Annotated in this window: 25 protein-coding genes, 2 tRNA genes and 1 pseudogene; 12 read left to right on the top strand and 16 right to left on the bottom strand. The window is 64.4% G+C overall.

The features are described 5' to 3' along the window. Positions 1-13: 13 nt before the first annotated feature. Complete coding sequence (locus ACFZCE_RS11760) at positions 14-418, bottom strand: PA3611 family quorum-sensing-regulated virulence factor (RefSeq protein ID WP_390939090.1); 405 nt, start codon at positions 416-418, stop codon at positions 14-16. Between the two features lie 172 nt (positions 419-590). On the opposite strand from ACFZCE_RS11760, the gene ACFZCE_RS11755 reads away from it, so the two are divergent. Beyond that, positions 591-1,301, top strand: coding sequence for a DTW domain-containing protein (locus tag ACFZCE_RS11755; protein ID WP_390939088.1), 711 nt, complete (start codon positions 591-593; stop codon positions 1,299-1,301). Here ACFZCE_RS11755 and ACFZCE_RS11750 read toward each other — a convergent pair. Beyond that, positions 1,287-2,177 carry an EamA family transporter gene (locus tag ACFZCE_RS11750; protein WP_390939086.1) on the bottom strand — a complete coding sequence of 297 codons (891 nt, stop codon included), beginning with the start codon at positions 2,175-2,177 and terminating at the stop codon, positions 1,287-1,289. The genes ACFZCE_RS11755 and ACFZCE_RS11750 overlap by 15 nt on opposite strands. Positions 2,178-2,291: 114 nt before the next feature. Here ACFZCE_RS11750 and erdR point away from each other — a divergent pair, with 114 nt between their 5' ends. Both erdR and ACFZCE_RS11740 read left to right on the top strand, forming a co-directional pair. Then, a complete protein-coding gene (erdR, locus tag ACFZCE_RS11745; protein ID WP_390939085.1) occupies positions 2,292-2,942 on the top strand; it encodes a response regulator transcription factor ErdR in 651 nt (216 codons plus the stop codon). A 69-nt stretch (positions 2,943-3,011) separates the two neighbouring features. Continuing rightward, the gene (locus ACFZCE_RS11740) at positions 3,012-3,374 is read left to right on the top strand and encodes a diacylglycerol kinase (RefSeq protein ID WP_390939083.1); all 363 of its coding nucleotides are present in this window, start codon (positions 3,012-3,014) and stop codon (positions 3,372-3,374) included. Positions 3,375-3,376: 2 nt separating this feature from the next. Here ACFZCE_RS11740 and ACFZCE_RS11735 read toward each other — a convergent pair whose 3' ends face one another. Beyond that, on the bottom strand, positions 3,377-4,303 hold the full coding sequence (locus tag ACFZCE_RS11735) for a LysR family transcriptional regulator (protein WP_390939081.1): 927 nt from the start codon (positions 4,301-4,303) through the stop codon (positions 3,377-3,379). 121 nt (positions 4,304-4,424) lie between these two features. Between ACFZCE_RS11735 and fpr the strand changes: the two genes are divergently transcribed. Further along, a complete protein-coding gene (gene fpr, locus ACFZCE_RS11730; RefSeq protein ID WP_390939079.1) occupies positions 4,425-5,204 on the top strand; it encodes a ferredoxin-NADP reductase in 780 nt (259 codons plus the stop codon). 282 nt (positions 5,205-5,486) lie between these two features. Here fpr and tsaA read toward each other — a convergent pair whose 3' ends face one another. From tsaA to rimO, 4 genes are all read right to left on the bottom strand, one after another. After that, positions 5,487-6,173 (bottom strand): tRNA (N6-threonylcarbamoyladenosine(37)-N6)-methyltransferase TrmO, encoded by a 687-nt coding sequence (gene tsaA / locus ACFZCE_RS11725; protein WP_390939077.1) that lies wholly within the window; start codon positions 6,171-6,173, stop codon positions 5,487-5,489. Between the two features lies 1 nt (position 6,174). Beyond that, the gene (locus tag ACFZCE_RS11720) at positions 6,175-6,636 is read right to left on the bottom strand and encodes a DUF1456 family protein (RefSeq protein ID WP_390939075.1); all 462 of its coding nucleotides are present in this window, start codon (positions 6,634-6,636) and stop codon (positions 6,175-6,177) included. 49 nt (positions 6,637-6,685) lie between these two features. Continuing rightward, entirely contained in the window at positions 6,686-7,153 is a 468-nt protein-coding gene (locus ACFZCE_RS11715; RefSeq protein WP_390939073.1) for an acetyltransferase, read from the bottom strand. Between the two features lie 68 nt (positions 7,154-7,221). Next, entirely contained in the window at positions 7,222-8,556 is a 1,335-nt protein-coding gene (rimO, locus tag ACFZCE_RS11710) for a 30S ribosomal protein S12 methylthiotransferase RimO (RefSeq protein WP_390939071.1), read from the bottom strand. A 237-nt stretch (positions 8,557-8,793) separates the two neighbouring features. Between rimO and ACFZCE_RS11705 the strand changes: the two genes are divergently transcribed. Beyond that, positions 8,794-10,692 carry a KUP/HAK/KT family potassium transporter gene (locus ACFZCE_RS11705; protein WP_390939069.1) on the top strand — a complete coding sequence of 633 codons (1,899 nt, stop codon included), beginning with the start codon at positions 8,794-8,796 and terminating at the stop codon, positions 10,690-10,692. Positions 10,693-10,860: 168 nt separating this feature from the next. Here the strand turns inward: ACFZCE_RS11705 and ACFZCE_RS11700 are convergent, their stop codons facing one another. From ACFZCE_RS11700 to ACFZCE_RS11685, 4 genes are all read right to left on the bottom strand, one after another. Beyond that, on the bottom strand, positions 10,861-12,141 hold the full coding sequence (locus ACFZCE_RS11700; RefSeq protein WP_390939067.1) for an AcvB/VirJ family lysyl-phosphatidylglycerol hydrolase: 1,281 nt from the start codon (positions 12,139-12,141) through the stop codon (positions 10,861-10,863). Beyond that, entirely contained in the window at positions 12,141-14,783 is a 2,643-nt protein-coding gene (mprF, locus tag ACFZCE_RS11695; protein ID WP_390939065.1) for a bifunctional lysylphosphatidylglycerol flippase/synthetase MprF, read from the bottom strand. The genes ACFZCE_RS11700 and mprF overlap by 1 nt, the downstream gene beginning before the upstream one ends. 252 nt (positions 14,784-15,035) lie before the next feature. Further along, positions 15,036-15,112: transfer RNA gene (locus ACFZCE_RS11690), tRNA-Met, on the bottom strand. A gap of 119 nt (positions 15,113-15,231) precedes the next feature. Continuing rightward, a tRNA-Met gene (locus ACFZCE_RS11685) sits at positions 15,232-15,308 on the bottom strand. A gap of 184 nt (positions 15,309-15,492) precedes the next feature. Between ACFZCE_RS11685 and dinB the strand changes: the two genes are divergently transcribed. After that, positions 15,493-16,557, top strand: coding sequence for a DNA polymerase IV (gene dinB, locus ACFZCE_RS11680; RefSeq protein WP_390939063.1), 1,065 nt, complete (start codon positions 15,493-15,495; stop codon positions 16,555-16,557). Between the two features lie 66 nt (positions 16,558-16,623). On the opposite strand, the gene ACFZCE_RS11675 is transcribed toward dinB, so the two are convergent. The 3 genes from ACFZCE_RS11675 to ACFZCE_RS11665 all read right to left on the bottom strand — a co-directional run bounded on the left by ACFZCE_RS11675 (position 16,624) and on the right by ACFZCE_RS11665 (position 20,740). Next, entirely contained in the window at positions 16,624-17,544 is a 921-nt protein-coding gene (locus tag ACFZCE_RS11675) for a hypothetical protein (RefSeq protein WP_390939061.1), read from the bottom strand. A gap of 9 nt (positions 17,545-17,553) precedes the next feature. Then, positions 17,554-19,269, bottom strand: a complete 1,716-nt coding sequence (locus ACFZCE_RS11670) for a proline--tRNA ligase (protein WP_390939059.1) — start codon at positions 19,267-19,269, stop codon at positions 17,554-17,556. A gap of 127 nt (positions 19,270-19,396) precedes the next feature. Beyond that, entirely contained in the window at positions 19,397-20,740 is a 1,344-nt protein-coding gene (locus ACFZCE_RS11665; protein ID WP_390939057.1) for an OprD family outer membrane porin, read from the bottom strand. A 792-nt stretch (positions 20,741-21,532) separates the two neighbouring features. Between ACFZCE_RS11665 and ACFZCE_RS11660 the strand changes: the two genes are divergently transcribed. Together ACFZCE_RS11660 and ACFZCE_RS11655 are read left to right on the top strand one after the other, a co-directional pair. Beyond that, a complete protein-coding gene (locus tag ACFZCE_RS11660; protein ID WP_390939055.1) occupies positions 21,533-21,955 on the top strand; it encodes an HIT domain-containing protein in 423 nt (140 codons plus the stop codon). Between the two features lie 5 nt (positions 21,956-21,960). After that, complete coding sequence (locus ACFZCE_RS11655; protein ID WP_390939327.1) at positions 21,961-22,167, top strand: SlyX family protein; 207 nt, start codon at positions 21,961-21,963, stop codon at positions 22,165-22,167. A gap of 24 nt (positions 22,168-22,191) precedes the next feature. On the opposite strand, the gene ACFZCE_RS11650 is transcribed toward ACFZCE_RS11655, so the two are convergent. Further along, positions 22,192-22,440: a cold shock domain-containing protein gene (locus ACFZCE_RS11650; RefSeq protein WP_390939325.1), complete on the bottom strand. Its 249-nt coding sequence runs from the start codon at positions 22,438-22,440 to the stop codon at positions 22,192-22,194. A gap of 87 nt (positions 22,441-22,527) precedes the next feature. After that, positions 22,528-22,797 (bottom strand): annotated as a pseudogene (locus ACFZCE_RS11645) (cold shock domain-containing protein membrane protein); the annotation flags it as partial. A gap of 315 nt (positions 22,798-23,112) precedes the next feature. Between ACFZCE_RS11645 and ACFZCE_RS11640 the strand changes: the two are divergent. From ACFZCE_RS11640 to aspS, 4 genes are all read left to right on the top strand, one after another. After that, positions 23,113-23,583: a ferritin-like domain-containing protein gene (locus tag ACFZCE_RS11640; protein ID WP_390939053.1), complete on the top strand. Its 471-nt coding sequence runs from the start codon at positions 23,113-23,115 to the stop codon at positions 23,581-23,583. Between the two features lie 161 nt (positions 23,584-23,744). Beyond that, on the top strand, positions 23,745-24,065 hold the full coding sequence (locus tag ACFZCE_RS11635; RefSeq protein ID WP_390939051.1) for a ribbon-helix-helix domain-containing protein: 321 nt from the start codon (positions 23,745-23,747) through the stop codon (positions 24,063-24,065). A gap of 95 nt (positions 24,066-24,160) precedes the next feature. Next, positions 24,161-24,379 carry an FmdB family zinc ribbon protein gene (locus ACFZCE_RS11630; protein ID WP_390939049.1) on the top strand — a complete coding sequence of 73 codons (219 nt, stop codon included), beginning with the start codon at positions 24,161-24,163 and terminating at the stop codon, positions 24,377-24,379. Positions 24,380-24,450: 71 nt separating this feature from the next. Then, a complete protein-coding gene (aspS, locus tag ACFZCE_RS11625; protein ID WP_390939323.1) occupies positions 24,451-26,226 on the top strand; it encodes an aspartate--tRNA ligase in 1,776 nt (591 codons plus the stop codon). The last annotated feature ends 54 nt before the right edge of the window (positions 26,227-26,280 follow it).

Raw genomic sequence — 26,280 nt, 5'->3', positions numbered from 1 at the left:
TGGCGGGCCAGCCTCACTTCATCCCGCAGTCTTGAGCGGTATAGCGGTGCGTGGCCACCGGCTTCTTGGTTTTGTACTCAGTGAAGTCATACCGCATGATCGCGCCTTGGGCCATCAGCTTGCGAAAGCCTGGGTCACGGCACACGCTGGCGCCCAGCTGCAGGTAAACCGTTTGCGGGTTGGCGCGCATTTGCGCGGCATGGCTGGGTTGTACGGCGAGGTGGTCGATCAGCTCTTTGCCTTGCACGGTGAAGCCTTGGTCAAGGATGTCTTCATTGATGGCGCGGGGGGTGCCAACGCTGCTCTCCTTGGCTACCTTCTGCAGCAACTGGGTCAGGTTGTAGTCCTGCGCGGAAGCCGCGTGGGCGGCCATCGGCGCAAGGAGCAGGCCAACGAGTGGAACGGTAAAGCGCAGCATTAATGCCTCCTGTGGCAGGGCGGTGAGCAGGCCGTTGGACCGGCCCAGCGCGCCAGTGTTCAAATGCGCCCAGCGTATACCCTTGCCCGCGCTTCAACCAGCCAGCGGGCTGCATTCTTTAAGGGCGCTGGGCAAGGTAGACTGCGCGCCTTGCCCGATCATCAGGTTCGCCATGCACCACGCTGTTTCCCGCCTGCGCCAAGCGCGCCTGGCCCGCAGTACCAAACCCTTCATTGCCCGGGGCTCGCGCGCCGAACGTTGCCCCCAGTGCCGGGTGGTGCCTGGCTATTGCCTGTGCGCCTGGCGCCCGCAAGTCCCCAGCCAGGCTGGCATGTGCCTGATCATGCACGACGTCGAGGCGCTCAAGCCCACCAACACCGGCTGGTTGATCGCCGACGTGGTGGCCGACACCTACGCCTTCGGCTGGTCGCGCATTGAGGTCGACCCACAGTTGCTGGCGCTGCTCGATGATCCCACCTGGCAGCCCTATATCGTGTTCCCCGAGGAATTCGGCCAGGGCCGTGAGGTGGTCCAGCAGGTCAGCGCGGCCCCGGGCAAGCGCCCGTTGTTCGTGCTGCTCGATGCCACCTGGACCGAAGCCCGCAAGATGTTTCGCAAAAGCCCGTACCTGGAACGCTTCCCGGTGCTGAGCCTGAGCCCTGAGCAGTTGTCGCGCTACACCCTGCGCCGCTCGCGGCGCAGCGACCACTTCTGCACCGCGGAAGTCGGCGCCATGTGCCTGAGCCTGGCCGGCGATGAAGCCGCGTCGTTGGCGCTAGACGACTGGCTCGATGCCTTCAGCGGGCATTACCTGGCCGCCAAGTTCCAGCGCCCGATCAACGAGGACGACGCCCTGCACCAGCGCCTGCTAGCTCTGCGCTGAGCGCCCTGGGCGGTGCGGCCAGAGTTGCGCCAGCAGCATGCCGGCGAGCATCAACGCGCAGCCCAGGTAGCCGCGGCCGCTGAGCTGCTCACCGAGAAACAGCGCGCCGGCCAGGGCGGCGAACACCGCCTCCAGCGAGAAGATCACCGCCGCATGGGAGGCGATCGCGCCCTTCTGGCTGACCACCTGCAAGGTGTAGCCCAGGCCCACCGACACCACCCCGCCGTACAGCAACGCCGGCCCGGCGGCCACTATCGCCGCGGCGTTCAGCGGTTCGAAGCACAGCGCCAGCAGCAGGCTGGCCACGGCGCAGAAGGCAAACTGCAGGAACGCCAGGCGCAGCACGTCGTGGCGGTTGGAAAACACCCCCACCAGCAGCACATGGCCGCCCCAGGCGAACGCGCCCAGCAGTTGCAGCCAGTCGCCGCTGGCCACCTGCAGGCCGTTGGTCACGCTCAGCAGGTACATGCCGAGCACTGCCAGCGCCGCCCCCAGCCAGGTGCCCAGGCCGGTGGCGTGGCCCAGCAGCAGGCCAATCAGCGGCACGATGATCACGTACAGGCCGGTGATGAAGCCGGCGTTGGTGACGCTGGTGAACAACAGGCCCACCTGTTGCAGGTTGATGCCCAGCGCCAGTGCCAGGCCCATCGCCGCGCCAGCCAACAACAAGCCCCGGTCGGTAAACGGCTCGCGGCCTTCCGGGCTTTGCCGGGCGATCAACGGCCACAGGCACAGCGCGCCCAATAGAAAGCGCAGGCCGGAGAAAAGAAACGGCCCGATGTGTTCCATCGCCGCGCTTTGCGCCACGAAGGCCGTGCCCCAGATAAAGGCAGTGAGCAGCATCAGCGCGTCAGCGCGCAGGGTAGAGCGTTGCATGGCGTTTGGCCTTTCCTTAGGGCAAAGCCCTGCACTGTGCCTGAGGCGTTTGGCCTTGACCACCCCGGCCCGCCTCGGCATGCTTGGCGCGCCCGAGCTTGGAAGCCTACGCCGATGGCCACTTACAACATCCTCATCGCCGATGATCACCCGTTGTTTCGCAGCGCTTTGCGCCAGGCCCTGAGCTTGGGCCTGGGCGATGCCGCGCGCTGGGTCGAGGTGGCGAGCATTGCCGAGCTCGAAGCCCAACTGGCGGAAAAAACCGACTGGGACCTGGTCCTGCTCGACCTCAACATGCCCGGCGCCTATGGGTTTTCCGGGTTGGTACTGCTGCGCGGGCAGTACCCCCACATCCCGGTGGTGATGGTCTCGGCCCAGGATGAAGCCAGCGTGGTGGTGCGCGCCCGGGAGTTCGGCGCCAGCGGGTTCATCCCTAAGGCGAGCACCCTGGAGGTGATCCAGGGCGCCGTGCGCCATGTGCTCGAGGGCGAAGAGTGGTGGCCACCGCAGGCGTTCGACGCCGTTGCGCTGTCGCCGGAGGCCCGTGCCGCCAGCGAAGGCCTGGCAGCGCTGACCCCGCAGCAGTTCCGGGTGCTGACGATGGTCTGCGAGGGCTTGTTGAACAAGCAGATCGCTTTCGAACTGAACGTCTCGGAGGCGACCATCAAGGCCCATGTTACGGCGATTTTTCGCAAGCTGAACGTGCGCACCCGCACCCAGGCCGCGCTTTTGTTACAACAGTTGGAGTCTGTACCCTCCGCTTAGCGTTTTTTCACTGTTTTTTGACCGCTGAACCGCTAAGGTGCATGCCTCTGTAGGCTCCAGGGCATGGGCATGTCTCCATACAAAGGCCAAACCGGCCTCAAACGAATCTTCAACGCCGCGGGTTACTCACTTGATGGCCTGCGCGCGGCGTTCACCGGCGAGGCAGCGTTCCGCCAATTGGTGCTGCTCAACGTGGTGCTGGTGCCGCTCACCTTCCTGCTGCACGTGAGCCGCGTCGAGCGCGCCATCCTGATTATGGCCTGCCTGCTGGCGCTGATCGTCGAGCTGGTCAATTCGGCCATCGAGGCGGCCATCGATCGCATCTCGCTGGAGCGCCACCCGTTGTCGAAAAGTGCCAAAGACATGGGCAGCGCCGCCCAGTTGGTCGCGCTGGGCATGATCGCCATCGTCTGGGCGGTGGTGCTGCTCTAACCTCAGGCAATCGCCGGCAACACGATTTCGTCGCTGCGCTGCACGCCGGCGGTGAAGGTGCGGCACAGCTCGAGAAACTCGCGCATGGCCGAAGTCTGGTACTTGCGCTTGTGCCATATAAAGAAAAACTGCCGCGCCAGGTCCAGCCCGGGCGTGGCCACCGGCACCAGGCTGCCGCGGCGGAACGCATCGCGCAGCGCCAGCCGTGAAATACAGCCAATCCCCAGCCCCGACTCCACGGCCCGCTTGATCGCCTCGGTGTGTTCCAGCTCCAGGCGGATGTTCAGGCTGTTGCGGTGGTGGCGCATGGCTTGGTCGAAGGTCAGGCGGGTGCCGGAACCTTGTTCTCGAAGAATCCACGCTTCGCGGGTCAGCGCCTCCAGGCTGGCTTCGCCGCGGGCGGCCAGCGGGTGGTGCGGCGAGCAGAACACCACCAGTTCATCCTCCACCCAGGGCTGCACTTCGAGGTCAGGGTGGTTGCAGTCGCCTTCGATCAGCCCCAGGTCGATCTCGTAATGGGCTACCTGGGCGACTATGTTGGCGGTGTTCTGCACGTGCAGCTTGACCTGGCTTTCCGGGTGCACCTGCATGTAGCTGCCGATCAGCAGCGTGGCCAGGTAGTTGCCGATGGTCAGGGTGGCGCCCACCACCAGCGAGCCGAAGGCAGACTTACCGCCAAGCAGGTCTTCGATTTCCTTGGCTTGGTCGAGCAACGCCACGGCCTGCGGCAACAGCTGCTCGCCCAGGGCGTTGAGGCTCAGGCGTTTGCCGGCGCGGTCGAACAGTTGGCAGCTGGATTGGCGCTCGAGTTCAGCGATGGAGGTGCTGGCCGCCGACTGCGACAGCGCCAGTTGCGACGCGGCGCGGGAAACGCTCTCGTGCTGGGCGACGGCGACGAACACTTGTAATTGCCTGAGAGTAAATCGCATATCGATATAACCGATTACCTATATCTTGATAATCCATTTAACAGATATTATCCACGCCACTAGAATACCGCGCAATCGCGCCCGCCCGCGGCGTACGCCTTTTCTCCGGAGTTTTTGGCTAATGAGCAACTTCAACCACGAACGCGTTCTCAGTGTTCACCACTGGAACGACACCCTGTTCAGCTTCAAGTGCACCCGCGACCCGGGCCTGCGCTTCGAGAACGGCCAGTTCGTGATGATCGGCCTGCAGCAGCCCAACGGCCGCCCGTTGATGCGCGCTTACTCCATCGCCAGCCCGAACTGGGAAGAGCACCTGGAGTTCTTCAGCATCAAGGTGCCTGATGGCCCGTTGACCTCGCAGCTGCAGCACCTGAAAGAAGGTGACGAAGTGCTGATCAGCAAGAAGCCCACCGGCACCCTGGTGCTCGACGACCTCAACCCCGGCAAGCACCTGTACCTGCTCAGCACCGGTACCGGCCTGGCGCCGTTCATGAGCGTCATCCAGGACCCAGAAAGCTACGAGCGCTTCGAAAAAGTCATCCTGATCCACGGCGTGCGCTACGTGAACGAAGTGGCCTACGAGCAGTTCATCACCGACGTGCTGCCGAACAACGAGTTCTTCGGCGAGGCGGTGCGTGAAAAGCTCATCTACTACCCCACCGTGACCCGCGAGCCGTTCCGCAACCAGGGCCGCCTGACCGACCTGATGCGCAATGGCAAGCTGTTCGACGACCTGGGCCTGCCACCGATCAACCCACGCGACGACCGCGCGATGATCTGCGGCAGCCCGAGCATGCTCGACGAAACCAGCGAAGTGCTCGACAGCTTCGGCCTGAAGATTTCGCCGCGCATGCGTGAACCGGGGGATTACCTGATCGAGCGTGCGTTCGTCGAGAAGTAAGCCGGGTGCGGGACCGAAAAAAAGGCAGGCCTGATGGCCTGCCTTTTTTGTGCACGGCTTTCGGGCCCTTCGCCGGCCTCCCACCAGATTTGTGTAACTCCTTGATTGACGAGGCAATACAGAACCCGTGGGAGGCCGTGGTCCGGCACTCTGGCTGTGCCGGGCGAAGGGCCAGCTAGGTCATGCGCTCAGTAAAACCACCCAGGAAAATCAGGGCTTTTCACCCTCGATTTAACGCAGCCAGAGTGCCGGACCACGGCTTCCTACTGGATGAGCTGGGCCTTACGCCACCCCCAACACCTGAATCACCCCCGCCTGGGGATAATGCCAGCGCACCTCTACATCCCACAGGCGCACCCCGTAGCGCCGCTCTGGCGTGGGCGTTTGGTAGGCCGGGCGGGGGTCTTGCGCCAGGCATTGCTCGATCAGCGCCACCAACGGCTCGCCCAGGCGCTCGCTATGGGCGTGGGCGCTGGCCAGTGCCTCGGCGGCCCAGCCCACCTGGATCAACCCCGGCGCCTCGGCCGCCATGCTGTTGCGCGCGCCGGCCACGGCGTCGGCGTAGGGCACGTAGGGCTTGATGTCGAGCACCGGGGTGCCGTCGAGCAAGTCGATGCCGGAGAGGTACAACCGCCCCGGTTCTACCCGCTCCAGGCGCACCACCGACTGGCCGATGCCGTTGGGCCGGTGGGTGGCGCGGGTGGCGAACACGCCCATGCTGCGGTTGCCGCCCAGCCGCGGTGGGCGCACCTTCAAGCGCGGGGTGGCTTCCAGCGCCTGGTGGAACAGGAACAACAGCCACACATGGCTGACCTGCTCCAAACCCTGCACGGCGTCGCCGTTGTCGAACGGCGGCAGCAGCTCAAGCACCCCGCGCGCTGCGGGGGCCAGGGCCGGTTGGCGGGGGATGGCGAACTTCTCTTTGAAGCAACTGCGTACGTAGCCGACCGGCTCGACCTGGTGCGGCATGTTACGGGCGCACGCGCTGGGTCAGGCCCTTGAGGAAGTTGCGCAGCAGTTGGTCGCCGCAGGGCCGGAAGTTGTTGTGGCCCTCTTTGCGGAACAGCGCGCTGAGCTCTGGCTTGCTCACCGCGAAGCCCACGCTGTCGAGCACCTGGCGCACGTCGTCTTCCTTCAGCTCGAAGGCCACGCGCAGTTTTTTCAGTACGTCGTTGTTGTTCACCGGCAGCACGATCGGCAGCGGCGGGCGGCTGTCGTCCTTGCCACGCTTGTGGAACACCAGGCCGTCGAGAAAATGCGCCATGACCCGGTCCGGGCAACGCAGGTAGCCGGCTTCTTCTTCCTTCTTCAGGTACAGGGCCACCTCGGCGACGGCGACCTCATGGCCGCCAAGGCGGATGATGTCGACCAGCTTGCCGTCGCTGATGTTGAGCATATAGCGCACGCTGCGCAGTACATCGTTGTGGATCATCGGGGTGCCCGGGCCTTCTGGCGAAAAACGCCCATTGTAGCGCAAGCGCTCAGGCGATTCTGGCCTGGGCGTGGTTCAGCCGCAGGTGCAGCAGCGGGTAGGGTTGGCCGAGGCCGTCGAAATCGCTGCGGCCGACCACCTCGAACCCCTGGCGCAGGTAAAAGCCCAGGGCCTGTGGGTTCTGTTCGTTGACGTCCAGTTCAGTGGCGTTGAACTGCTCCACCGCGTGCCACAGCAGCAGTTTGCCCACGCCCTGGCCGCGGCGGGCAGGGTCGATGAAGAGCATCTCTACCCGGCCGTGGCTAACGCCCACGAAGCCGGCGATGCGCCGCTGGCGGTCGACCGCGCAGGCGAGCATCACCAGGTACAGGTAATGATCGGCGATCAACGGTTTGATCTGGTCGATATAGGCTTGCGGCAGAAAGTGGTGGGTGGCGCGGACCGAGGCGTCCCACAGTTTGACCAGGGCGGGGTATTCAGCCAGGCGTGGGGTCTGGATGCGAAAGGGCGGTTGCATGACGGGAGTCTCCATGACGGGTCACGCCATGGAGTATAGAAAGGCTGGCCGGCTTTGCCGGCCAGGGGTCAGACGGTTTCAGCCCAGAGGTCGTACTCGTCGGCGTCGGTGATGCGGCAGCGCACCTTGTCGCCCGGCTTGAGGTCGCGGTCGCTGTTGATGTACACGTTGCCGTCGATTTCCGGGGCATCGAAGAAACTGCGGCCGATCGGGCCCTGCTCGTCGACTTCGTCGATCAGCACGTCGATTTCACGGCCAACACGCAGTTGCAGGCGGGCCGCGCTGATCGCTTGCTGGTGGGCCATGAAGCGGTCCCAGCGGTCTTGCTTGACGTCGTCCGGCACGATGCCATCGAGCAGGTTGGCCGGCGCGCCGTCTACCGGCGAGTACTGGAAGCAGCCCACGCGGTCGAGCTGGGCTTCGCTGAGCCAGTCGAGCAGGTACTGGAAGTCTTCTTCGGTTTCGCCCGGGAAGCCGACGATGAACGTGGAGCGGATGATCAGGTCTGGGCACTGCTCGCGCCACTTCTTGATGCGCGCCAGGGTTTTGTCTTCGAAGGCCGGGCGTTTCATCGCCTTGAGCACTTTCGGGCTGGCGTGCTGGAAGGGGATGTCGAGGTACGGGAGGATCTTCCCTTCGGCCATCAGTGGGATGATTTCATCCACGTGCGGGTACGGGTACACGTAGTGCAGGCGCACCCACACGCCGAGGGTGGCCAGCGCCTGGCACAGTTCGGTCATGCGGGTTTTCACCGGCTGGCCGTTCCAGAAACCGGTGCGGTATTTAACGTCGACGCCATAGGCACTGGTGTCCTGGGAGATCACCAGCAGTTCCTTGACCCCGGCCTTGACCAGCCGTTGGGCCTCATCGAGCACTTCGCCGACCGGGCGCGAGACCAGCTTGCCGCGCATCGACGGGATGATGCAGAAGCTGCAGCTGTGGTTGCAGCCTTCGGAAATCTTCAAGTAGGCGTAATGGCGCGGGGTGAGCTTCACGCCCTGCGGCGGCACCAGGTCGATCAGCGGGTTGTGCTCGAGCTTGGGCGGTACCACCTCGTGCACGGCGTTGACCACCTGCTCGTACTGCTGCGGGCCGGTGACCGCGAGCACGCTGGGGTGCACGTCACGGATGGCGCTTTCTTCCACGCCCATGCAACCGGTGACGATCACCCGGCCGTTTTCGGCGATGGCTTCGCCGATCACTTCGAGCGATTCGGCCTTGGCGCTGTCAATGAAGCCGCAGGTGTTGACCACCACCACGTCGGCGTCCTGGTAGGTGGGCACGACTTCGTAGCCTTCCATGCGCAGTTGGGTCAGGATGCGCTCGGAGTCGACGAGGGCCTTCGGGCAGCCGAGGCTGACGAAACCGACCTTCGGCGTGGCGGTTGGGGTGCTGGTGGGCATGGCTAACCTCGGTATTGATAGGCGGCGCAGGGGGCCTGCGCGAGGGCGCTGATGCGCCTCTGATCAAAAAGTGCGCAATTCTAGCGATGCCCGCCGCGCTTTGCCAGCGTTTGGTGGGAGAAATGCGACGAGTGCTGCGCTATGCTTCGCCGCGTTGCGCAGCCACAGGTTGCGCACGGCTTCAATCCGGCTTCTGCCTATTCTGGCAGGGCCGACCACAGGCTGCAGGAGAAGTGGATGGGTCACGCAAGCAGTGAGGTTGGGCAAGGCCATGGCGCCGCCCGGCCACTGAGTATTCTGGTAGCCGCGGTGGGCGTTGTGTATGGCGACATCGGCACCAGCCCGCTGTACACCCTCAAAGAGGTGTTCGGCGGTGGCTATGGTGTGGCCGTCAGCCATGACGGCGTGCTGGGCATCCTCTCGTTGATCTTCTGGGCGTTGATCTGGGTGGTCTCGATCAAATACGTGCTGTTCGTGCTGCGCGCCGACAACCAGGGCGAGGGCGGCACCATGGCGCTGTTGTCGCTGGCCCGCCGCGCGGCCCAGGGCTACCCGCGGCTCAGCGCGGTGCTGGTGGTGTTCGGCCTGTGCGGCACGGCGCTGTTCTATGGCGACAGCATGATCACCCCGGCGGTGTCGGTGCTGTCGGCGGTGGAGGGGGTAGAGCTGGTGGTCGATGGCATCGAGCACTGGGTGGTGCCGGTGGCGCTGGTGATCCTGATCGGCCTGTTCGTGCTGCAAAAGCACGGCACCGCGCAGATCGGCAAGCTGTTCGGCCCGGTGATGGTCTGCTGGTTCGTGGTGCTGGGCCTGCTGGGGCTCTATGGCATCCACGAGCACCCTGAGGTGCTCAAGGCGCTGAACCCGGGCTGGGCGGTGAACTTCTTCGTGGTGCGCCCGGGCATCAGCGTGTCGGTGCTGGGCGCGGTAGTGCTGGCCCTGACCGGCGCCGAGGCGCTGTACGCCGACATGGGCCACTTCGGCCGCAAGCCGATCGCCCGCGCCTGGTTCGCTTTGGTGCTGCCGGGGCTTGTGCTCAACTACTTCGGCCAGGGCGCGTTGCTGCTGGGCGATGCCGAGGCGGTGCGCAACCCGTTCTTCCTGCTGGCGCCGAGCTGGGCGCTGATCCCGATGATCGTGTTGTCTACGGTGGCCACGGTGATCGCCTCGCAAGCGGTGATTTCCGGGGCCTTCTCCCTGACCCACCAGGCAATCCAACTGGGTTACATCCCCCGGATGCACATCCAGCACACCTCCAGCAGTGAGCAGGGGCAGATCTACATCAGCGCGGTGAACTGGACACTGATGGTCGGGGTGATCCTGCTGGTGCTGGGGTTCGAGTCGTCTGGCGCGCTGGCCTCGGCCTACGGCGTGGCGGTGACCGGCACCATGCTGTGCACCACGGTGATGATGTCGGTGGTGATCCTGCGCCTGTGGAAGTGGCCACCGCTGCTCAGCGTGCCGATGCTGCTGGGGTTCCTCGCGGTCGACCTGCTGTTCTTCACCGCCAACGTGCCGAAGATCATCCAGGGCGGCGCCTTCCCGGTGGTGGCGGGGATCGCGCTGTTCATCCTGATGAGCACCTGGAAGCGCGGCAAGCAGTTGCTGATGGACCGCATCGACGAAGGCAGCCTGCCGCTGCCGATCTTCATCGGCAGTATCCGCGTGCAGCCGCCACACCGGGTGCAGGGCACCGCGGTGTTCCTTACTGCTCGCCCGGATGCCGTGCCCCACGCGCTGTTGCATAACCTGTTGCACAACCAGGTGCTGCACGAGCAGGTAGTCCTGCTGACGGTGGTCAACGAAGACACCCCACGGGTGCCCCGTGAACAGCGTTTCGAGGTCGAGGCCTACGGTGAGGGGTTCTTCCGGGTGCTGCTGCACTACGGTTTCATGGACGAGCCTGATGTACCTGCCGCGCTGGCGCTGTGTCATCTCGAGGGGCTCGACTTCAGCCCGATGCGCACCACGTACTTCCTCAGTCGTGAAACGGTGATTTCGTCGAAGCTCAAGGGCATGGCCCGTTGGCGCGAAAGCCTGTTCGCCTTCATGCTGAAGAACGCCAACGGCAACCTGAAGTTCTTCAGGCTGCCGCTGAACCGGGTGATCGAGCTGGGGACGCAGGTGGAGATATGAGCAACCCCAGGGCCTTTGGCCCTGGGGTTAGTTGGAAGGGGGAAGCGGCAAGGGGCAAGTGGTGGTGTGGGGGCTTGGCGTTTTGGGGGTTGGGCGCTTTTGGCTTTTGGCTTTTGGCTTTTGGCTTTTGGCTTTTAGCTTTTAGCTTGCCGCTTGCCGCTTCCCCCACTACCGTTCGGCCTTGATCCACCCATTGATCACCGCCAGCAGCTTCTGGGTCAGCGCTGGGTAGTTTTCGTCGAAGTGGTGGCCGCCTGGCAGCTTGAGCTTCTGGCCCACCGCGGTGGTGTCAGTGCAGCCGCTCTCGGCGGTTTCTTCCTCGCCGTATACGCACAGCACTTTCTCGGGCGGTAGCTTGGCCATTTCCGGGCCGGTGGGGGCTTCTTTGCCTTCCTGGCCCAGCCAGCCTTCTACTTCGATCTCAAAGCTGCCACTGCGGGCGAATGCCAGCAGGATCAGGCCATCCACGCGCTTCTGGTCGTCTTCGCCGAGGCGGTTGTAGATCGCTGGCAGCACGTCGGCGCCAAAGGAATAGCCGGCGAGGATGAAGTGCTTGGCGTTCCACTTGTGCCGGTAGTACTCCATCACCTCGGACAAATCCTCGGCGCTTTCCTCCGGGGCCTTGTGCTGCCAGTAGTAGCGCAAGGTGTCGATGCCAACCACGGGGTAGCCCAACTGTGCCATGTCGCCGGCCACGTCTTTGTCGAGGTCGCGCCAGCCGCCGTCGCCAGACAGGAACAGGGTCACCGTGTCGCCTGGGGTGCCGGTGGCAGGTACTTCGACCACGGGCATTTTCAGGGTGGGCGCGGCTTCACCGAGCAGGGCGCGGGCCAGTTGGGCCTTGAGCAGTTCCGGCAGCTTCACGTCGTAGTCGGAAATACTGTTCTCAGCGTTGGGCTGGGCCCGCACCAGCAGCGAGCCGGTGTCGTCTGGCCAGTCGTTCCAAGCCACGTACCAGTGGCCGTGGTCGGCCTTTTGCGCCAGCGGTGGTTTGCAGGTTTGCTCGTCGCGGGCGAAGTCGACCGACACCGCCTTGGCCTTGTCGTTGCTTTGCCCGGCCAGCCAGTTCCAGGCCTGGCTGGCGCCCACGGCGATACCGCCGACCACGTTGGGGGTATGGCCCAGTTGCTTGAGGCCGGCGTCGAAGGCGGCCTGCTGCAGCTTGCAGTCGGCCGGCAGCACCACCTGCACGATGCGCGCGGCGGCCTGGCGGCTTACGTCGGCCAGTTGTTTGTCGGCCATGGCTTGCTCCGGCGGCACCAGCAGCAGCACGTAGTTTTGCGCGCTCTGGCCCGGCACCACCTGGGTCGCCGGGCTGCCGTCGGTGAGTTTTACCGCTTGCAGGGTCGGTGCCGGCACCGGCCGGCTCCACCACCAGTAGCCGGCGCCCGCCAGTGCCAACAGCACCACCAGGATAATCAGGACTACGCGCCAGTAACGTCGAATCATCAGCGTTTCACCAATCCAGTCAGGCCGCCCGCGATCAGGGCGGCAGTGTCGGCCAATGCCACCAGCGGGTCGAGGCCCGCCGGCACGGCCATGTAGCGGGGTTCCCAGTCGGGTTGGAACTTGTCCTTGAAGCGCCGCAACCCCTGGAAGTTATACAGTTGCTCGCCGCGGCTGAACACCATCGAGCCCAAGCGCTGGGTGAGCGGGGCACCCTTGCGTGGCTGCAGGCCCGACAGCGGCACCATGCCCAGGCTGAACTTGTCGTAGCCGGCGGCTTTGTAATGCTGGATCAACCCGACCATCATGAATTCCATGGTCAGCTTCGGCGCCTCGGGGTGCGAGCGCATCAGGTCGAGGCTGGCCAACTGCTTGCTGTCGGTTTCGAGCAGGTTGGCAAAGGCCACCGGGTGCCCTTCGAAGTGGATGATCACGATGCGGAAGTGCTTCAGGTACTCCGGGCTGAAGCGCCCGAGGGAGAAGCCTTTCTCGCGCACGTTCTTGCCCAGCAGCCAGGCGTCGGAAATCACCTTCAGCTCGTCGAGCGGCGCCTGGCCGTTTTCGTACACCTCCATCGACAACCCGTCGCGGGTGCCGCGGTTCCAGGTGTAGCGCAGGTCTTTCATCTCCTTGCCCTTGGCTTCGAGGTCGAAGCGCTGCAGGTCGACCCGGGCTTCCTCGCCCAGTTTGATGGCGGTCAGGCCGATGTCCATATAGAAGGGCAGGTTCTCCGCGCGCACCTGGTAGAACACCGGGCGGGCGTGGTGAAAGTCGCACAGGTCGCGGAACTGCCAGATCATCTCGGCGCGCGGCTGGGTCGGCCCGATCGGGTCGTACAGCGCCACCAGGCTGCGGCCGCGGCGGGCATACATGATGAAGGCTTTGTCTTGCGGGTGGAACAGCAGGGCTTTGTCGCCGGTCAGGGCCAGGCCGCCGTCGGGCTGGTGCGAGGCCTTGAGGATGTTCGCCGCGCGCTCGAGTTCTTCATGGTTGGGCAGGTGGATCACCGGCCGCGCGGTGCGCAGCAGCCAGGTCAGGGCGACGATGATTAACAGCACCGCGCTGCCCAGGGCCGAGCGCAGGCCGCGTGGGGCGTCGGCATCAAGCGCGAACTGCCACCACAAGGTATTGCTGTAGGGTACGTCCTGGTAGGCGAAGAACAGCAGCCAGATCGACGCGCCCACCACACAGGCCGCGGCCAGCAGGAACAACGGCGACAGCGGCAGCTCGGTGAGCCGGCTGGGGCGGTAGAACGAGCGGCGGAAGATACTCAGCAGCGAGGCGGTGATGATCAAAATGCTCGCTTCTTCCCAGTCGAAGCCTTTGAGCAGCGACATCAGCGCGCCGGCCAGCAACATGACCATGGTCAGCATCCAGGCGGCCGACAAGCGCCGGCGCAGGCCCTGGGCAAGCAACAGGCAAAGCACGCCGATCAGGCTGGCGATGAAGTGCGAGGCGTCGATCAGCCGGTGCGGCAGCAAAAAGCCCATGTGCTCGAGGCGGGTGTCGATTTCCGGGGTGGTACCGGAAAACAGCAACACCACGCCGGAGAGAAACACCAGCACCGCCAGGATCGGCGCCGCCAGGCCCGAGGCCACGCGAATGGCCTGGCGGGCGAACAGCAAACGCTTGCCTTCGTTGATCAGCAGCACCAGGCACGCCACCAGGAACGGCAGCACCACGTAGATCAGCCGGTACAGCAGCAGCGCGGCGGCCAGTGGCGCGGCGCCCAGTTCGTTGGTGAACGCCGCCAGCAGGATGGCTTCGAACACGCCGACCCCGCCCGGCACGTGGCTGAGCACGCCGGCGGCCAGCGCCAACAGGTACACCAGCACGAAGGCGCCGAACGGTGGGGTTTCCGGCAGCAGGCAGTACAGCACGGTGGCGGCCACGGCGACGTCGAGCGCGGTGATCACCAACTGCAGCAGGGTCAGCTTGACCGACGGCAAGCGCAGCGTGCGGCTGCCGACCTTCACCACTAGGTTGTGCGGGTAGGGTTGTTCCTCGACGCGGCGGCGGTACACGCCCACCGCCAAGGCAATGAACAGCGCCAGCACCACCACTGCCAGCAGGCCGAGCAGTGGCGCCGGCAAGCGCAGCGCGGTGGCGGCGGCGTTGACATCGCTGAGGGTGGCCAGCGCGGCCAGCGGCGGCAGCGCGCAACCCAGCGACAACGCGGCAAACAACGACATCCGCGCGACTTCACCGGCCCCCACGCCCAGGCGTGAGTACAGGCGGTAGCGCACCGACCCGCCCGACAACAACGCCAGGCCCACGGCGTTGCCGATGGCAAAGGCGGTAAAGCCGCCCAGCGCCAGCGACCGTGGCTTGAGCGGCGCGCCCGCGTAACGGGCGGCAGACCATTCATAGCCGAGCAGGATGATGAACCCCAGCACCGTGGCGGCGAAGGCGCCCGCCAAGGCGTGCTTGGGGGTGCCGAGCACGGCGTCGTGCAGGGCATAGATGTCGAGTTCGGCGAGCAGGTGCCGGCAGGCGAGCAGCGCCACCGCGAACATCAGCAACGTAACGCCCAGGCCAATCGGCTGGCGGTTACGGCTCAGCCATTCGAGGCCGCGCAGGCGGGCCGAGGAGGGCGGGGGAGGTACGGCCGTGGTGTCGTTTACTTCAGGCGTTTCAGGGCGCATCAATAGCCTCGCGGATTGTGCGCCGGATGTGGGTATCCAGCCAACTCACCAATCCCTTCGATGTAAATGTGCCGGGATATTACCCCGTTGGTCGATACACTGCGACCAGACCCATCAGCTATAGGGCAAGTTTCATGGATATTCCAGCCGCGCGAGGTGCCTGGCGCCGGGGCGGCTGGCTAAGCCCTTGAGGGGTGGGCAGTTTTTTGCAGGCAAAAAAAAGCCACCTTTAAAAGGTGGCCTTTTTCATGTTGGTTGCGGGAGCCGGATTTGAACCGACGACCTTCGGGTTATGAGCCCGACGAGCTACCAGGCTGCTCCATCCCGCGTCATTGGTGGCGAATTCTACAGCATCCGCCTTGCTTGTCAAGGTATTGATTGCAAAAACATTTTTGGCAATCCAAGCCTCAACGAAAAATGCCACCCGAAGGTGGCATTCATCTTGATTTGGTTGCGGGAGCCGGATTTGAACCGACGACCTTCGGGTTATGAGCCCGACGAGCTACCAGGCTGCTCCATCCCGCGCCAGTGGTGTGCATTCTACGCAAACGCGTTGGGCTGTCAATCTGTTTTTACAAAAAAGCGCTTCTTGTTCAATTATTTAGCGCACGCCGCCGGGGCGGGGCAGGGCTACCGCTCGGCGAGCGGGCTGGTTGCTGGCGTAAAACACTGTATATTTGATCACCTACGGTTACGTTCCTGTATGGCCATGGCCCAACGCAAAATCATCCACATCGACTGCGATTGTTTCTACGCCGCCATCGAGATGCGTGACGACCCGCGCCTGGCCGGCAAGCCCATGGCCGTGGGGGGCTCGGCAGACCGCCGCGGGGTGATCGCCACGTGCAATTACGAGGCGCGGGCCTATGGGGTCAAGTCCGCCATGGCCTCGCGCCATGCGCTGAAGCTGTGCCCTGACCTGACCATCGTGCGGCCGCGTTTCGACGCTTATAAAGAGGCGTCGCGAGACATTCACGACATCTTCCGCCAGTACACCGACCAGATCGAGCCACTGTCGCTCGACGAGGCCTACCTTGACGTGACCCAGTGCAGCCAGTTCGGCGGCAGCGCCACCCGCATCGCCGAAGACATCCGCCGCCAGGTGGCCCGGCGTTTGCGCATTACCGTGTCTGCCGGGGTGGCGCCGAACAAGTTCATCGCCAAGATCGCCAGCGACTGGCGCAAGCCCGACGGCTTGTTTGTGGTCACCCCGGCGCAGGTCGAGGCTTTTGTCGCGCAGTTGCCCGTGGCGCGCTTGCACGGGGTGGGCAAGGTCACGGCGGAAAAACTCCAGCGCATGGGCATCGAGCATTGCGGGCAACTGCGTGAGTGGCCGCGCTTGGCGCTGGTGCGCGAGTTCGGCAGTTTTGGCCAGCGCCTGCACGAGCTGGCCCAGGGCATCGACGAGCGCCCGGTGGAAAACGACAACCGCCGCCAGTCCGCCAGCGTGGAAAACACCTACGACCACGACCTGCCAGACCTGGCCAGTTGCCTGGCCAAACTCCCCGAGCTGATCGAAACCCTGGAGCAACGCCTGCAGCGGCTGGAGGGCAGCTACCGCCCGGGCAAGCCGTTCGTGAAGGTGAAGTTCCATGATTTCAGCCAGACCACCCTGGAGCAGGCCGGCGCGGCGCGCGATTTGTACAGCTACCAGCAGTTGTTGGGGCAGGCGTTTGCCCGTGGCGGCAAGCCGGTGCGGCTGTTGGGGGTGGGGGTGCGCTTGCATGATTTGCGCGCGGCGGTGCAGCAATTGGAGTTGTTTAGCGTGGTGTAGGTTTCAGGGGGCTTCGCCCGGCCTCGCTGGCATCCCGGCTGCGCCAGGCGAAGGGCCCTGAAACCGTTAACGCCCGCCCTGCCTCAACGCCGTCAAAAACTCATGCTGCAGTTGCGGGTCGTTCTGGGTCAGTTCGATCAGGCTTTGCTCCAGCTCATGGGCATCGTCTGGCAGCCCCAGCTGCGACAAGCGCTTGACTCGGCCCACCCACTGGCTCACTTCGTCGTCTTCGAGGTCGTCGTAGATCAACCCGCGCGCCTCCACCAGCTTGGCTTGCAGCCCCGGCGCCAGCGGCAGCCAGGCTTCGGCGCGGCTGTGGTCGTCGTCGTTCTCCACGCTCAGGCCCACCCGGGTGAGGCCGCGCAGGCTGCGCTCGGAGAACGGGTTGTCGAGCAGGTTCAGGTGCAGGTAACCCTTGGGGTCGGTGGCCAGCGAATACAGCTCGCGCCCGGCGCTGACTTCCACTGGGCGCTGGGCCCAGGGCTGGGTCACCACTTCCTGGCGCTTGTCGGTTTGCACTTCGTCGATGCCGGCAAGGTTTTGCTCGGCGCGGCCGTTGGACGGCATGTTCATGAACGGGTTGAGCCCAGACACCCCGTAGCTCAGCCAGTCGTGGGTCATGCTGCTGGGCAGGTGGCCCAGGGCGAACACGTTGGCCACGTTGGCACCGATACCGCCAACGAGTGCCACCGCCCCAGCGGGGATTTCGTACACCTTGCGCCACGGTTGGTAGGGGGTGTAGCGGTCGTAGCGGCGGGTGACCTCGAAGTCGGTGACCTCGAAGGTACGCTGCTCGGTCACGCGGATGCGCCGCCGCGACTGCTGCAATTGCGCGGGCTCCCCGGCGTCGATCACCAGGTGGTGGTCGACCAGGGTGCGTTCGGTGCGCTGCTCGTGGTCACTGCGCGGCGACATCGGGTTGGCGCAGCCGCTTAACAGCAGCGCGCAACCCAGCGTAGTGCCGGCCCATTGGCGGTAGGCTCGCATGGGCGGCACTCAGCGTTTAACGCGCGCAGCCAGGAACGCCAGTACGTCGGCGGCGTCGATGCTTTGCGCGTCGGCTTCGGTGCGGTGCTTGTACTCCAGCTTGCCCTCGGCCAGGCCGCGGTCGCTGACCACCAGGCGGTGCGGGATGCCGATCAGTTCCATGTCGGCGAACTTGATGCCCGGGCTGGTTTTCTTGTCGCGGTCGTCGAGCAGCACTTCGTAGCCGGCCGCGGTGAGCTGGGCGTACAGGGCGTCGGTCGCTTCGCGCACGGCGTCGGTTTCGTAGCGCAGCGGTACCAGGGCGACCTGGAACGGCGCCAGGGTGTCGTTCCAGATGATGCCTTTGTCGTCGTGGCGCTGTTCGATGGCGGCGGCCACCACGCGCGACACGCCGATGCCGTAGCAGCCCATGGCCAGGGTGACCGGCTTGCCGTTCTCGCCCAGCACCTGGCACTTCATCGCCTCGCTGTATTTGCTGCCCAGCTGGAAGATGTGGCCCACTTCGATGCCGCGCTTGATCACCAGGGTGCCCTGGCCATCGGGGCTTGGGTCGCCCTCGACGACGTTACGCAGGTCGGCCACTTCCGGCAGCGGCAGGTCGCGCTCCCAGTTCACGCCGAAGTAGTGCTTGTCGTCGATGTTCGCGCCCACGGCGAAGTCGCTCATCATCGCCACCGAGCGGTCGATCACCACTGGCAGCGGCATGTTTAGCGGGCCCAGCGAGCCAGGGCCGGCGCCAACGATGGCGCGGATTTCCGCTTCGCCGGCCATCACCAGCGGCTCGGCCACCTGGGGCAGCTTGGTCGCCTTGATTTCGTTCAGTTCGTGGTCACCGCGGACCACCAGCACCACCAGCTTGCCAGCCTCGGCGGCGTGAACGATCAGGGTTTTCACCGTGCGCTCGATCGGCAGGCCATGGCCTTCGACCAGCGCGGCGATGGTCTTGGTGTTCGGCGTGTCGACCAGGCGCATGGCCTCGGTGGCCGCGGCGCGGGCGGTTTCCCGTGGGATGGCCTCGGCTTTTTCGATGTTGGCGGCGTAGTCGGAGGTGTCGCTGAAGATCACGTCGTCTTCACCGGAGCTGGCCAGCACGTGGAACTCGTGGGAGCCGGCGCCGCCGATCGAGCCGTTGTCGGCTTCGACCGGGCGGAAGTCCAGGCCCAGGCGGGTGAACACGTTGCAGTACGCCTGGTGCATGCGGTCGTAGGTGTGTTGCAGCGACGCCTGGTCGGCATGGAAGGAGTAGGCGTCTTTCATCACGAACTCGCGGCCGCGCATCAGGCCGAAGCGCGGGCGGATTTCGTCACGGAATTTGGTCTGGATCTGATACAGGTTCAGCGGCAGCTGTTTATAGCTGCTGAGCTCGTTGCGCATCAGGTCGGTGATCACTTCCTCGTGGGTCGGGCCCACGCAGAATTCACGGGCGTGGCGGTCTTTCAGGCGCAGCAGCTCGGGGCCGTACTGCACCCAGCGGCCGGATTCCTGCCACAGCTCGGCGGGCTGGATGGCCGGCATCAGCACCTCGAGGGCGCCGGCGGCGTTCATTTCTTCGCGCACGATCGCTTCCACCTTGCGCATCACCCGCAGGCCCATCGGCAGCCAGGTATAGAGGCCCGAGGCAAGCTTGCGGATCATCCCGGCGCGCAGCATCAGCTGGTGGCTGATCACCACCGCATCGGACGGGGTTTCTTTGAGGGTAGCGAGCAGGTATTGACTAGTGCGCATGGTAAACCAGTGTGTTTGCTGGGTTTTATGGGTTGCCGGCATTGTACGGCGCGGGCCGGGCGGCGTATACCCAAAGAAAAGCCCGGCGCGAAGGCCGGGCTCTCGGTGCAGCGGGCTTGCGCCTGGATTACAGGATCGAGATCGGGTAATCGACGATCAGGCGGAACTCGTTGGCGTCGCCGTCGGCCTGGTACTGGTTGGCGCTGTGCCAGGCTTGGCGGATGCGGAACGACAGGTCTTTGGCTGGGCCGCTTTGAACCACGTACTTGGCTTCCACGTTGGTCTCGTGGTGTTTGGCTTCACCATCAGCCGAGTAGTAGCTGTAGAACGGGTTGTTGACGGTGCCCTGAACGTTGTCGCCGCGGATGTGGCGGGCCATGAAGGTCAGGCCGGGTACACCGAAGCTGGCCATGTTCAGCTCGTACTGCAGCTTCCAGGAGCGCTCGCCCGGGCCGTTGAAGTCAGAGTATTGAACGGAGTTGGACAGGAAGATCGAGTCGCCGCCCTTGTTCGCGCCTTCGCCGCTGGTGCCTTCGCGGCCACCTACACCGATGTAGTCGAACGGGGTGTTGCCGTTGACCTTCTGGAAGCCCAGGGTCACGGTGTGCGCGGTCAGGAACGAGTACGAAGCTGCCAGCGAGAACGTGTTGTTGTTGATGTCGCCAGCGTTTTTGCTGCCTTCATCCTGAGTGTTGTAGTAGTTGAAGTCGAAGGCCAGCGATTGGTCGCCGCCCAACGGCATCACGTAGTTCACGTTCGCGTAGTATTGGTCCCAGATGTCTTCCAGTTTGGAAGCGTACAGGCCCAGGGTCAGTTGGTCGTTGACCGAGTAGCGGCCGCCGAGGTAATCAGCGCTCTTGGCAGCAACGCCAGCGTAGTTTGCGAACAGCTCGCCGTCACGGGCGGTGGTGTTCTGGCTGGTTGCCGAGTAGAAGTGGCCGCCTTCGAGGTCCAGGCCTGGCAGTTCGCTGCTCAGGATGGTAATACCGCTGGCGGTTTGCGGGTTCAGGCGGCTGCCGCCGACGGCGAATACCGGGCTGGTGGCAGGCTGCTGGTCACCGATCTTCAGCATGGTCTTGGAGAAGCGCAGTTTCAGCGCAGCGCCGGCCTTGCCGTACTCGGAGTTGTTGTCGCCATCGTCGAGAGTCAGGTTGCCCGAACCCGCGTAGCGGTCAGGGCCCCACAGTTTCACGCCGCCGTAGAAGAAGGCATCGACGCCTACGCCCACGGTGCCGGTGGTGAAGCCGGAGTTGTACACAGCTTGCAGGCCTTGGGTCCAGTCGCGCTGGTCGCTGCCGGAGTTGTGACCGCGGTTAAAGTAGTAGTTGCGAAGCAGCAGGTTCAGGCTGCTGTCTTCCACAAAGCCTTTGGCTTCAGACTGATCGCTAACAAACGGTGCTGCCATGGCCAGTTGCGAGGCTGCCGCCGCCGATACTGCCAGTGCGATTGCGCTCCACTTCATCACTCTCATCGTGACTTGCTCCTTTGGTTTTTAGGAAGATAGCTGCCGGCCTTTGGTTTTTTTACGGTCGGCTCTTCTTTTTCTTGCCGGCGCAACTTACATCACGCCAACGATTCTTTGCGATACAGGGTGAAGCGGCCTGGCGGCTTCTTTATGGCGATGTCGCTAACAGTTTCGCCAGTGTCGCTTCAGGGGCCTTCACTACGGCCACCTCGTTAACCAACTTCCGAAAGCGTTTTCCCGCCTGGGCCTGGCCCTTTACTTCGCCTTCGGAGCTTGCTGGATGATGTAGCAACAAGCGTGCTCAAACTCATGCCAGCCTCACGGATTTTTCACTTTTTTTTCGCATTCGCGGCGCGGGCCCAGCAAAACCGGGCATCGCGACCCTGGTGAAACGTTAAAATTCCGTAGGAGGAGTGGCAAATCTCTGCCGTGTGGCGCTGAGAAAACGTTACCCGTGCCACCGTATTTGCCGCGGGTTGGGGCCGGGAGTGCGCACTGGGAACGTGCCCGATGACCCCAAATGGTGCGAAAAGTAGCACTGGCAGCACTGAGGCTAGCCGAGCATGCGGGTAAAGCAAGTGGTTGAAGTGCATGCCCCTGAGTGGGCAAAACGGCCCTGGGTCGCGCGTTGGCGGCGAAGCGCCGGCAACCCGGCGCGCCGCCTGGCTTCGTGGCGGTGCCGGGCGGCCGCCGGCGTGCTGCCTCTTGGTGCGCCGCCGCGCACCGAGGGCGCTCGGCGTAGCGGGCGCGAGGGGGTATCCTTGGCGGACGTTTACCAACACGCCGAGGCGCCTACCTGTGTTTTCGCTCGATCCCCGTTTGCAGGCCGACACCCATCCGCTGGGTGATTTTCCGTTGTGCCGCCTGTTGCTCAGCAACGACAGCCAATACCCTTGGTTGATCCTGGTACCGCGCCGCGAAGGCATCGCCGAGATCTTCGAACTGCCGGCCAGCGAGCAGCAACAACTGTGGCAAGAGGCAACGCACCTGGGTGCCTGCGTGCAGCAGGCGTTTGGCGCCGACAAGGTGAATATCGCCGCCTTGGGCAACGTGGTGCGCCAGCTGCACGTGCACGTGATCGCGCGCTTTACCCATGACCCGGCCTGGCCAGCGCCGGTGTGGGGCAAGCTGCCGGCCAAGCCGTATCAGGCGGCCGAAGCCGATGCCCTGCGCGCGCGGCTGCAACCCCTGCTGGGCGAGGGTTTCATATGGGCGGCATAAGCATGCTGGAACTGCAGGAGCGCATCACCGAGCTGGAAACCCGCGGCGCGTTCCAGGATGACACCATTCAGGCCCTGAACGATGCGCTGGTGCAGCAACGGCGCGAACTCGACCACTTGCAGTTGCAAATGCGCGAGTTGATCCGGCGCTTCGAGGAGATGGCGGTACAAGTGCCCGGCGAGCCAGACGACGCGCCGCCGCCCCATTACTGATAGAGGCGGGGGCGCACCGGCGGCTTAGCGGCGGGCCGAGGTGGCGACGACGTCTTCGGCCTGCAGGCCTTTGTCGCGGTTCATGACGGAAAACTCCACGCGCTGGCCTTCGACCAGCACGCGGTGGCCTTCACCGCGGATGGCGCGAAAGTGCACGAAGATGTCATCGCCCGAGTCGCGCGAGATGAAACCGAAGCCCTTGGAGGTGTTGAACCACTTCACGGTGCCGGTATCGCGCTTGGCGGGGTCGTAATTGGCCGGTGGTGGCGCCAGGGTGTGTTTTTTCGGCAGGCTGGCGACCGCTTGCAGCACTACCGCCAGCGCGGTGGCCAGCAGGCTGAGCAACACCGCCGGTTGTTCGCCGACTACAGGCAGCGGCGCCAGCAGTACCAGCGCCTGGAGCACGGCGGCCAGCACCAGGGCGGCGCTGACGAATGCCTGCACGTGTTGGCGCGGGGCTTTTTTCCAGGTCGGCACGATGGGTGCCAGCAGCAGGTTGAGCAGGCCGATGAAGGCCAGGTAGATAGCATCGGGTTGATAAAGGAAGGGATCAGCCTCCGGATGCAGGCTGGGTATGAGCGACAGCGCCAGGGCGGCTGCGCCGGTGAGGGTGTGAACGATTTTCAACATGGTGCTTGACTCTTCTCAGGATCACGATTGAAAGCGGATCCCGGCAGGGCGGTCGGCAGATGAATGACACGGGAAAAACCTGGCGGGAACCTGCGCGGCGCTGCCGGGTGTTGAAGCCCAGCGAAACGCGCAGGCTTTATTTAACCGCAAAGCCCGCCCCTACTCAAACCCGCTGGGCGCCATGCCCAAGGATGTTGAGTTTCAGGGTGTAACACCTTTGCCTATACCCGCCATAGGCATAATCAAGCTGCCAGCGCCCGAGCAACTTGTTAAATTCGCTGAAAATATCAACCCATCCCGATGAAGGAAAATCCCATGGCTATCGATATCGGCATCAGTGAAGAACACCGCAAGGCCATCGTCGACGGGCTCTCGCGCCTGCTCTCGGACACCTACGTGCTCTACCTGAAAACCCACAACTTCCACTGGAACGTCAGCGGCCCGATGTTCCGCACCCTGCACCTGATGTTCGAAGAGCAGTACAACGAACTGGCGCTGGCGGTGGACTCGATCGCCGAACGCATTCGCGCGCTGGGCTACCCGGCGCCGGGCACTTACGCGACCTACGCCCGCTTGTCTTCGATCAAGGAAGAAGAAGGCGTGCCGCCGGCTGAAGTGATGATCCGCCAACTGGTCGAAGGCCAGGAAGCGGTAACCCGCACCGCCCGGAGCATCTTCCCGGTGGTTGACGAAGCCAGCGACGAGCCCACCGCGGACCTGCTGACCCAACGCATGCAGACCCACGAGAAAACCGCCTGGATGCTGCGTTCGCTGCTCGAGGGCTGATTGCATCGCCAGCGTTCCCACAACGCTGGATGATCTTTCCTACATGGCCGGCGTGCTCAGGTACGTACGGCCAACGTGGGCGCACGGGGTTTCATGGGGCCATGGGGCTGGCGCGTCGCCAGCCATGTTTCGGGCCGCTGAACCACGGATGGTCACCCCCTATGCCTGCGCCTTGCTCTTCTTCCAAATGGCTGTGCCAGCGTGCCGGAACGGTACTCAGCGACCCCTTTGCCGCAGACTTCGACATGGACCTGGCCACGCCGATCTCGCGCTCGGTGCGCCTCAACGGCTTTGCCACCTGCCTGCGCCTGGAGCGTGTCTACTGGGCGTTGCTCGAGCGCATCGCCCGCGACAACGCCTGCACCGTCAGCCAGGTGCTGTCGTACCTCGATCGCGAAGTGCACCTGCGCCATGGCGGGGTGAAAAACTTCAGTGGCCTGGTGCGGGTGATCTGCGTGGCCTACCAGGCCCGCCACGGTTAGGCGCGGTGCTGCACGGCGCCGATTTACCGGATATACTCCCGCTCTTTGTCCCTGTTGGCGCCTGTGTGCGCAGATCACCCTCGAGACGCCCGGAAATGCCGCTCTACGACTACCAATGCGATGGCTGCGGCCATCAACTGGAAATCATCCAGAACCTCAGCGAAGCACCACTGGCCGATTGCCCAGCCTGCAATACGCCGCAACTCAAGAAGCTGCTGTCCATGCCGGGTTTCCGCCTGGGGGGCACCGGCTGGTACGAAACCGACTTCAAAACCGGCGCGAAAAAGAACCTCGCCGGCGACAAGGCCGATTGAGTTGAACCGAGCCGCCGCGCCGCACACACTGGCCGGCACGCCCGATTACCGAACGAGAAGTGAATAGACCGATGATGCGCAGCCACTATTGCGGCCAACTGAACGAAAGCCTGGACGGCCAGGAAGTCACTCTTTGCGGCTGGGTGCACCGCCGCCGCGACCACGGCGGGGTCATCTTCCTCGACATCCGTGACCGCGAGGGCATGGCCCAGGTGGTCTTCGACCCCGACCGCGCCGACACCTTCGCCACCGCCGACCGCGTGCGCAGCGAGTACGTGGTCAAGCTCACCGGCAAGGTGCGCCTGCGCCCGGCCGGCGCGGTCAACCCGAACATGGCCAGTGGCGCCATCGAGGTGCTGGGCTACGAGCTGACCGTGCTCAACGAAGCCGAAACCCCGCCGTTCCCGCTCAACGAATACTCCGACGTCGGCGAAGAAACCCGCCTGCGCTACCGCTTCATCGACCTGCGCCGCCCGGAAATGGCCGACAAGCTGCGCCTGCGTTCGCGGATCACCAGCAGCATCCGCCGCTACCTCGATGAAAACGGCTTCCTCGACGTCGAAACGCCGATCCTGACCCGCGCCACCCCCGAGGGTGCCCGCGACTACCTGGTGCCCAGCCGCACCCACCCCGGCAGCTTCTTCGCCCTGCCGCAGTCGCCGCAGCTGTTCAAGCAACTGCTGATGGTCGCCGGCTTCGACCGCTACTACCAGATCGCCAAGTGCTTCCGCGACGAAGACCTGCGCGCCGATCGCCAGCCTGAATTCACCCAGATCGACATCGAGACCAGCTTCCTCGAAGAAAGCGACATCATGGGCCTGACCGAAGGCATGATCCGCAAGCTGTTCAAGGAAGTGCTCGACCTGGAATTCGGCGAATTCCCCCACATGACCTACGCCGAGGCCATGCGCCGCTACGGTTCGGACAAACCCGACCTGCGCATCCCGCTGGAACTGGTCGACGTCGAAGACCAGCTCAAGGGTGTCGACTTCAAGGTGTTCAGCGGCCCGGCCAATGACCCGAAATGCCGCGTGGCGGCCCTGCGCCTGCCGGGCGGGGCGAGCATGCCGCGCAGCAAGATCGACGACTACACCAAGTTCGTCGGCATCTACGGTGCCAAGGGCCTGGCGTACATCAAGGTCAACGAACGCGCCAAAGGCGTCGAAGGCCTGCAGTCGCCGATCGTGAAGAACATCCCCGAGGCCAACCTGAACGTGATCCTCGATCGCGTCGGCGCGGTCGACGGCGACATCGTGTTCTTCGGCGCCGACAAAGCCAAGGTGGTCAGCGAGGCGCTGGGCGCCCTGCGTATCCGCCTGGGCCACGACTTCGAGCTGCTGACCACCCAGTGGGCACCGATGTGGGTGATCGACTTCCCGATGTTCGAAGAAGGCGAAGACGGCGGTTTCGCCGCCTTGCACCACCCGTTCACCGCGCCGAAGTGTTCCCCCGAGGAGCTCGAAGCCAACCCGGCCGGCGCGCTCTCGCGTGCCTACGACATGGTGCTGAACGGCACCGAGCTGGGCGGTGGTTCGATCCGTATCCACCGCAAAGACATGCAGCAGGCGGTGTTCCGCATCCTCGGCATCGAGGCCGCGGAACAGGAAGAGAAGTTCGGCTTCCTGCTCGACGCCCTGAAGTTCGGCGCGCCGCCCCATGGCGGCCTGGCCTTCGGCCTCGATCGCCTGGTGATGCTGATGACCGGCGCGCAGTCGATTCGTGAAGTGATCGCCTTCCCGAAAACCCAGAGCGCCGCCGACGTGATGACCCAGGCCCCAGGCGCGGTAGACGCCAAAGCCCTGCGTGAGCTGCACATTCGCCTGCGCGAGCAGGCCAAGGCCGAATAAGCCCGTCGGGTAGCCGCACGCCCTTCGACAAAGCCCTGGCCCCGTGGCCGGGGC

This window comes from Pseudomonas sp. NPDC007930, from assembly GCF_042958985.1.
Classification (GTDB): domain Bacteria; phylum Pseudomonadota; class Gammaproteobacteria; order Pseudomonadales; family Pseudomonadaceae; genus Aquipseudomonas.
The sequence above is the reverse complement of the archived record's forward strand: the minus strand, read 5'-3'. Positions and strand labels throughout refer to the sequence as shown.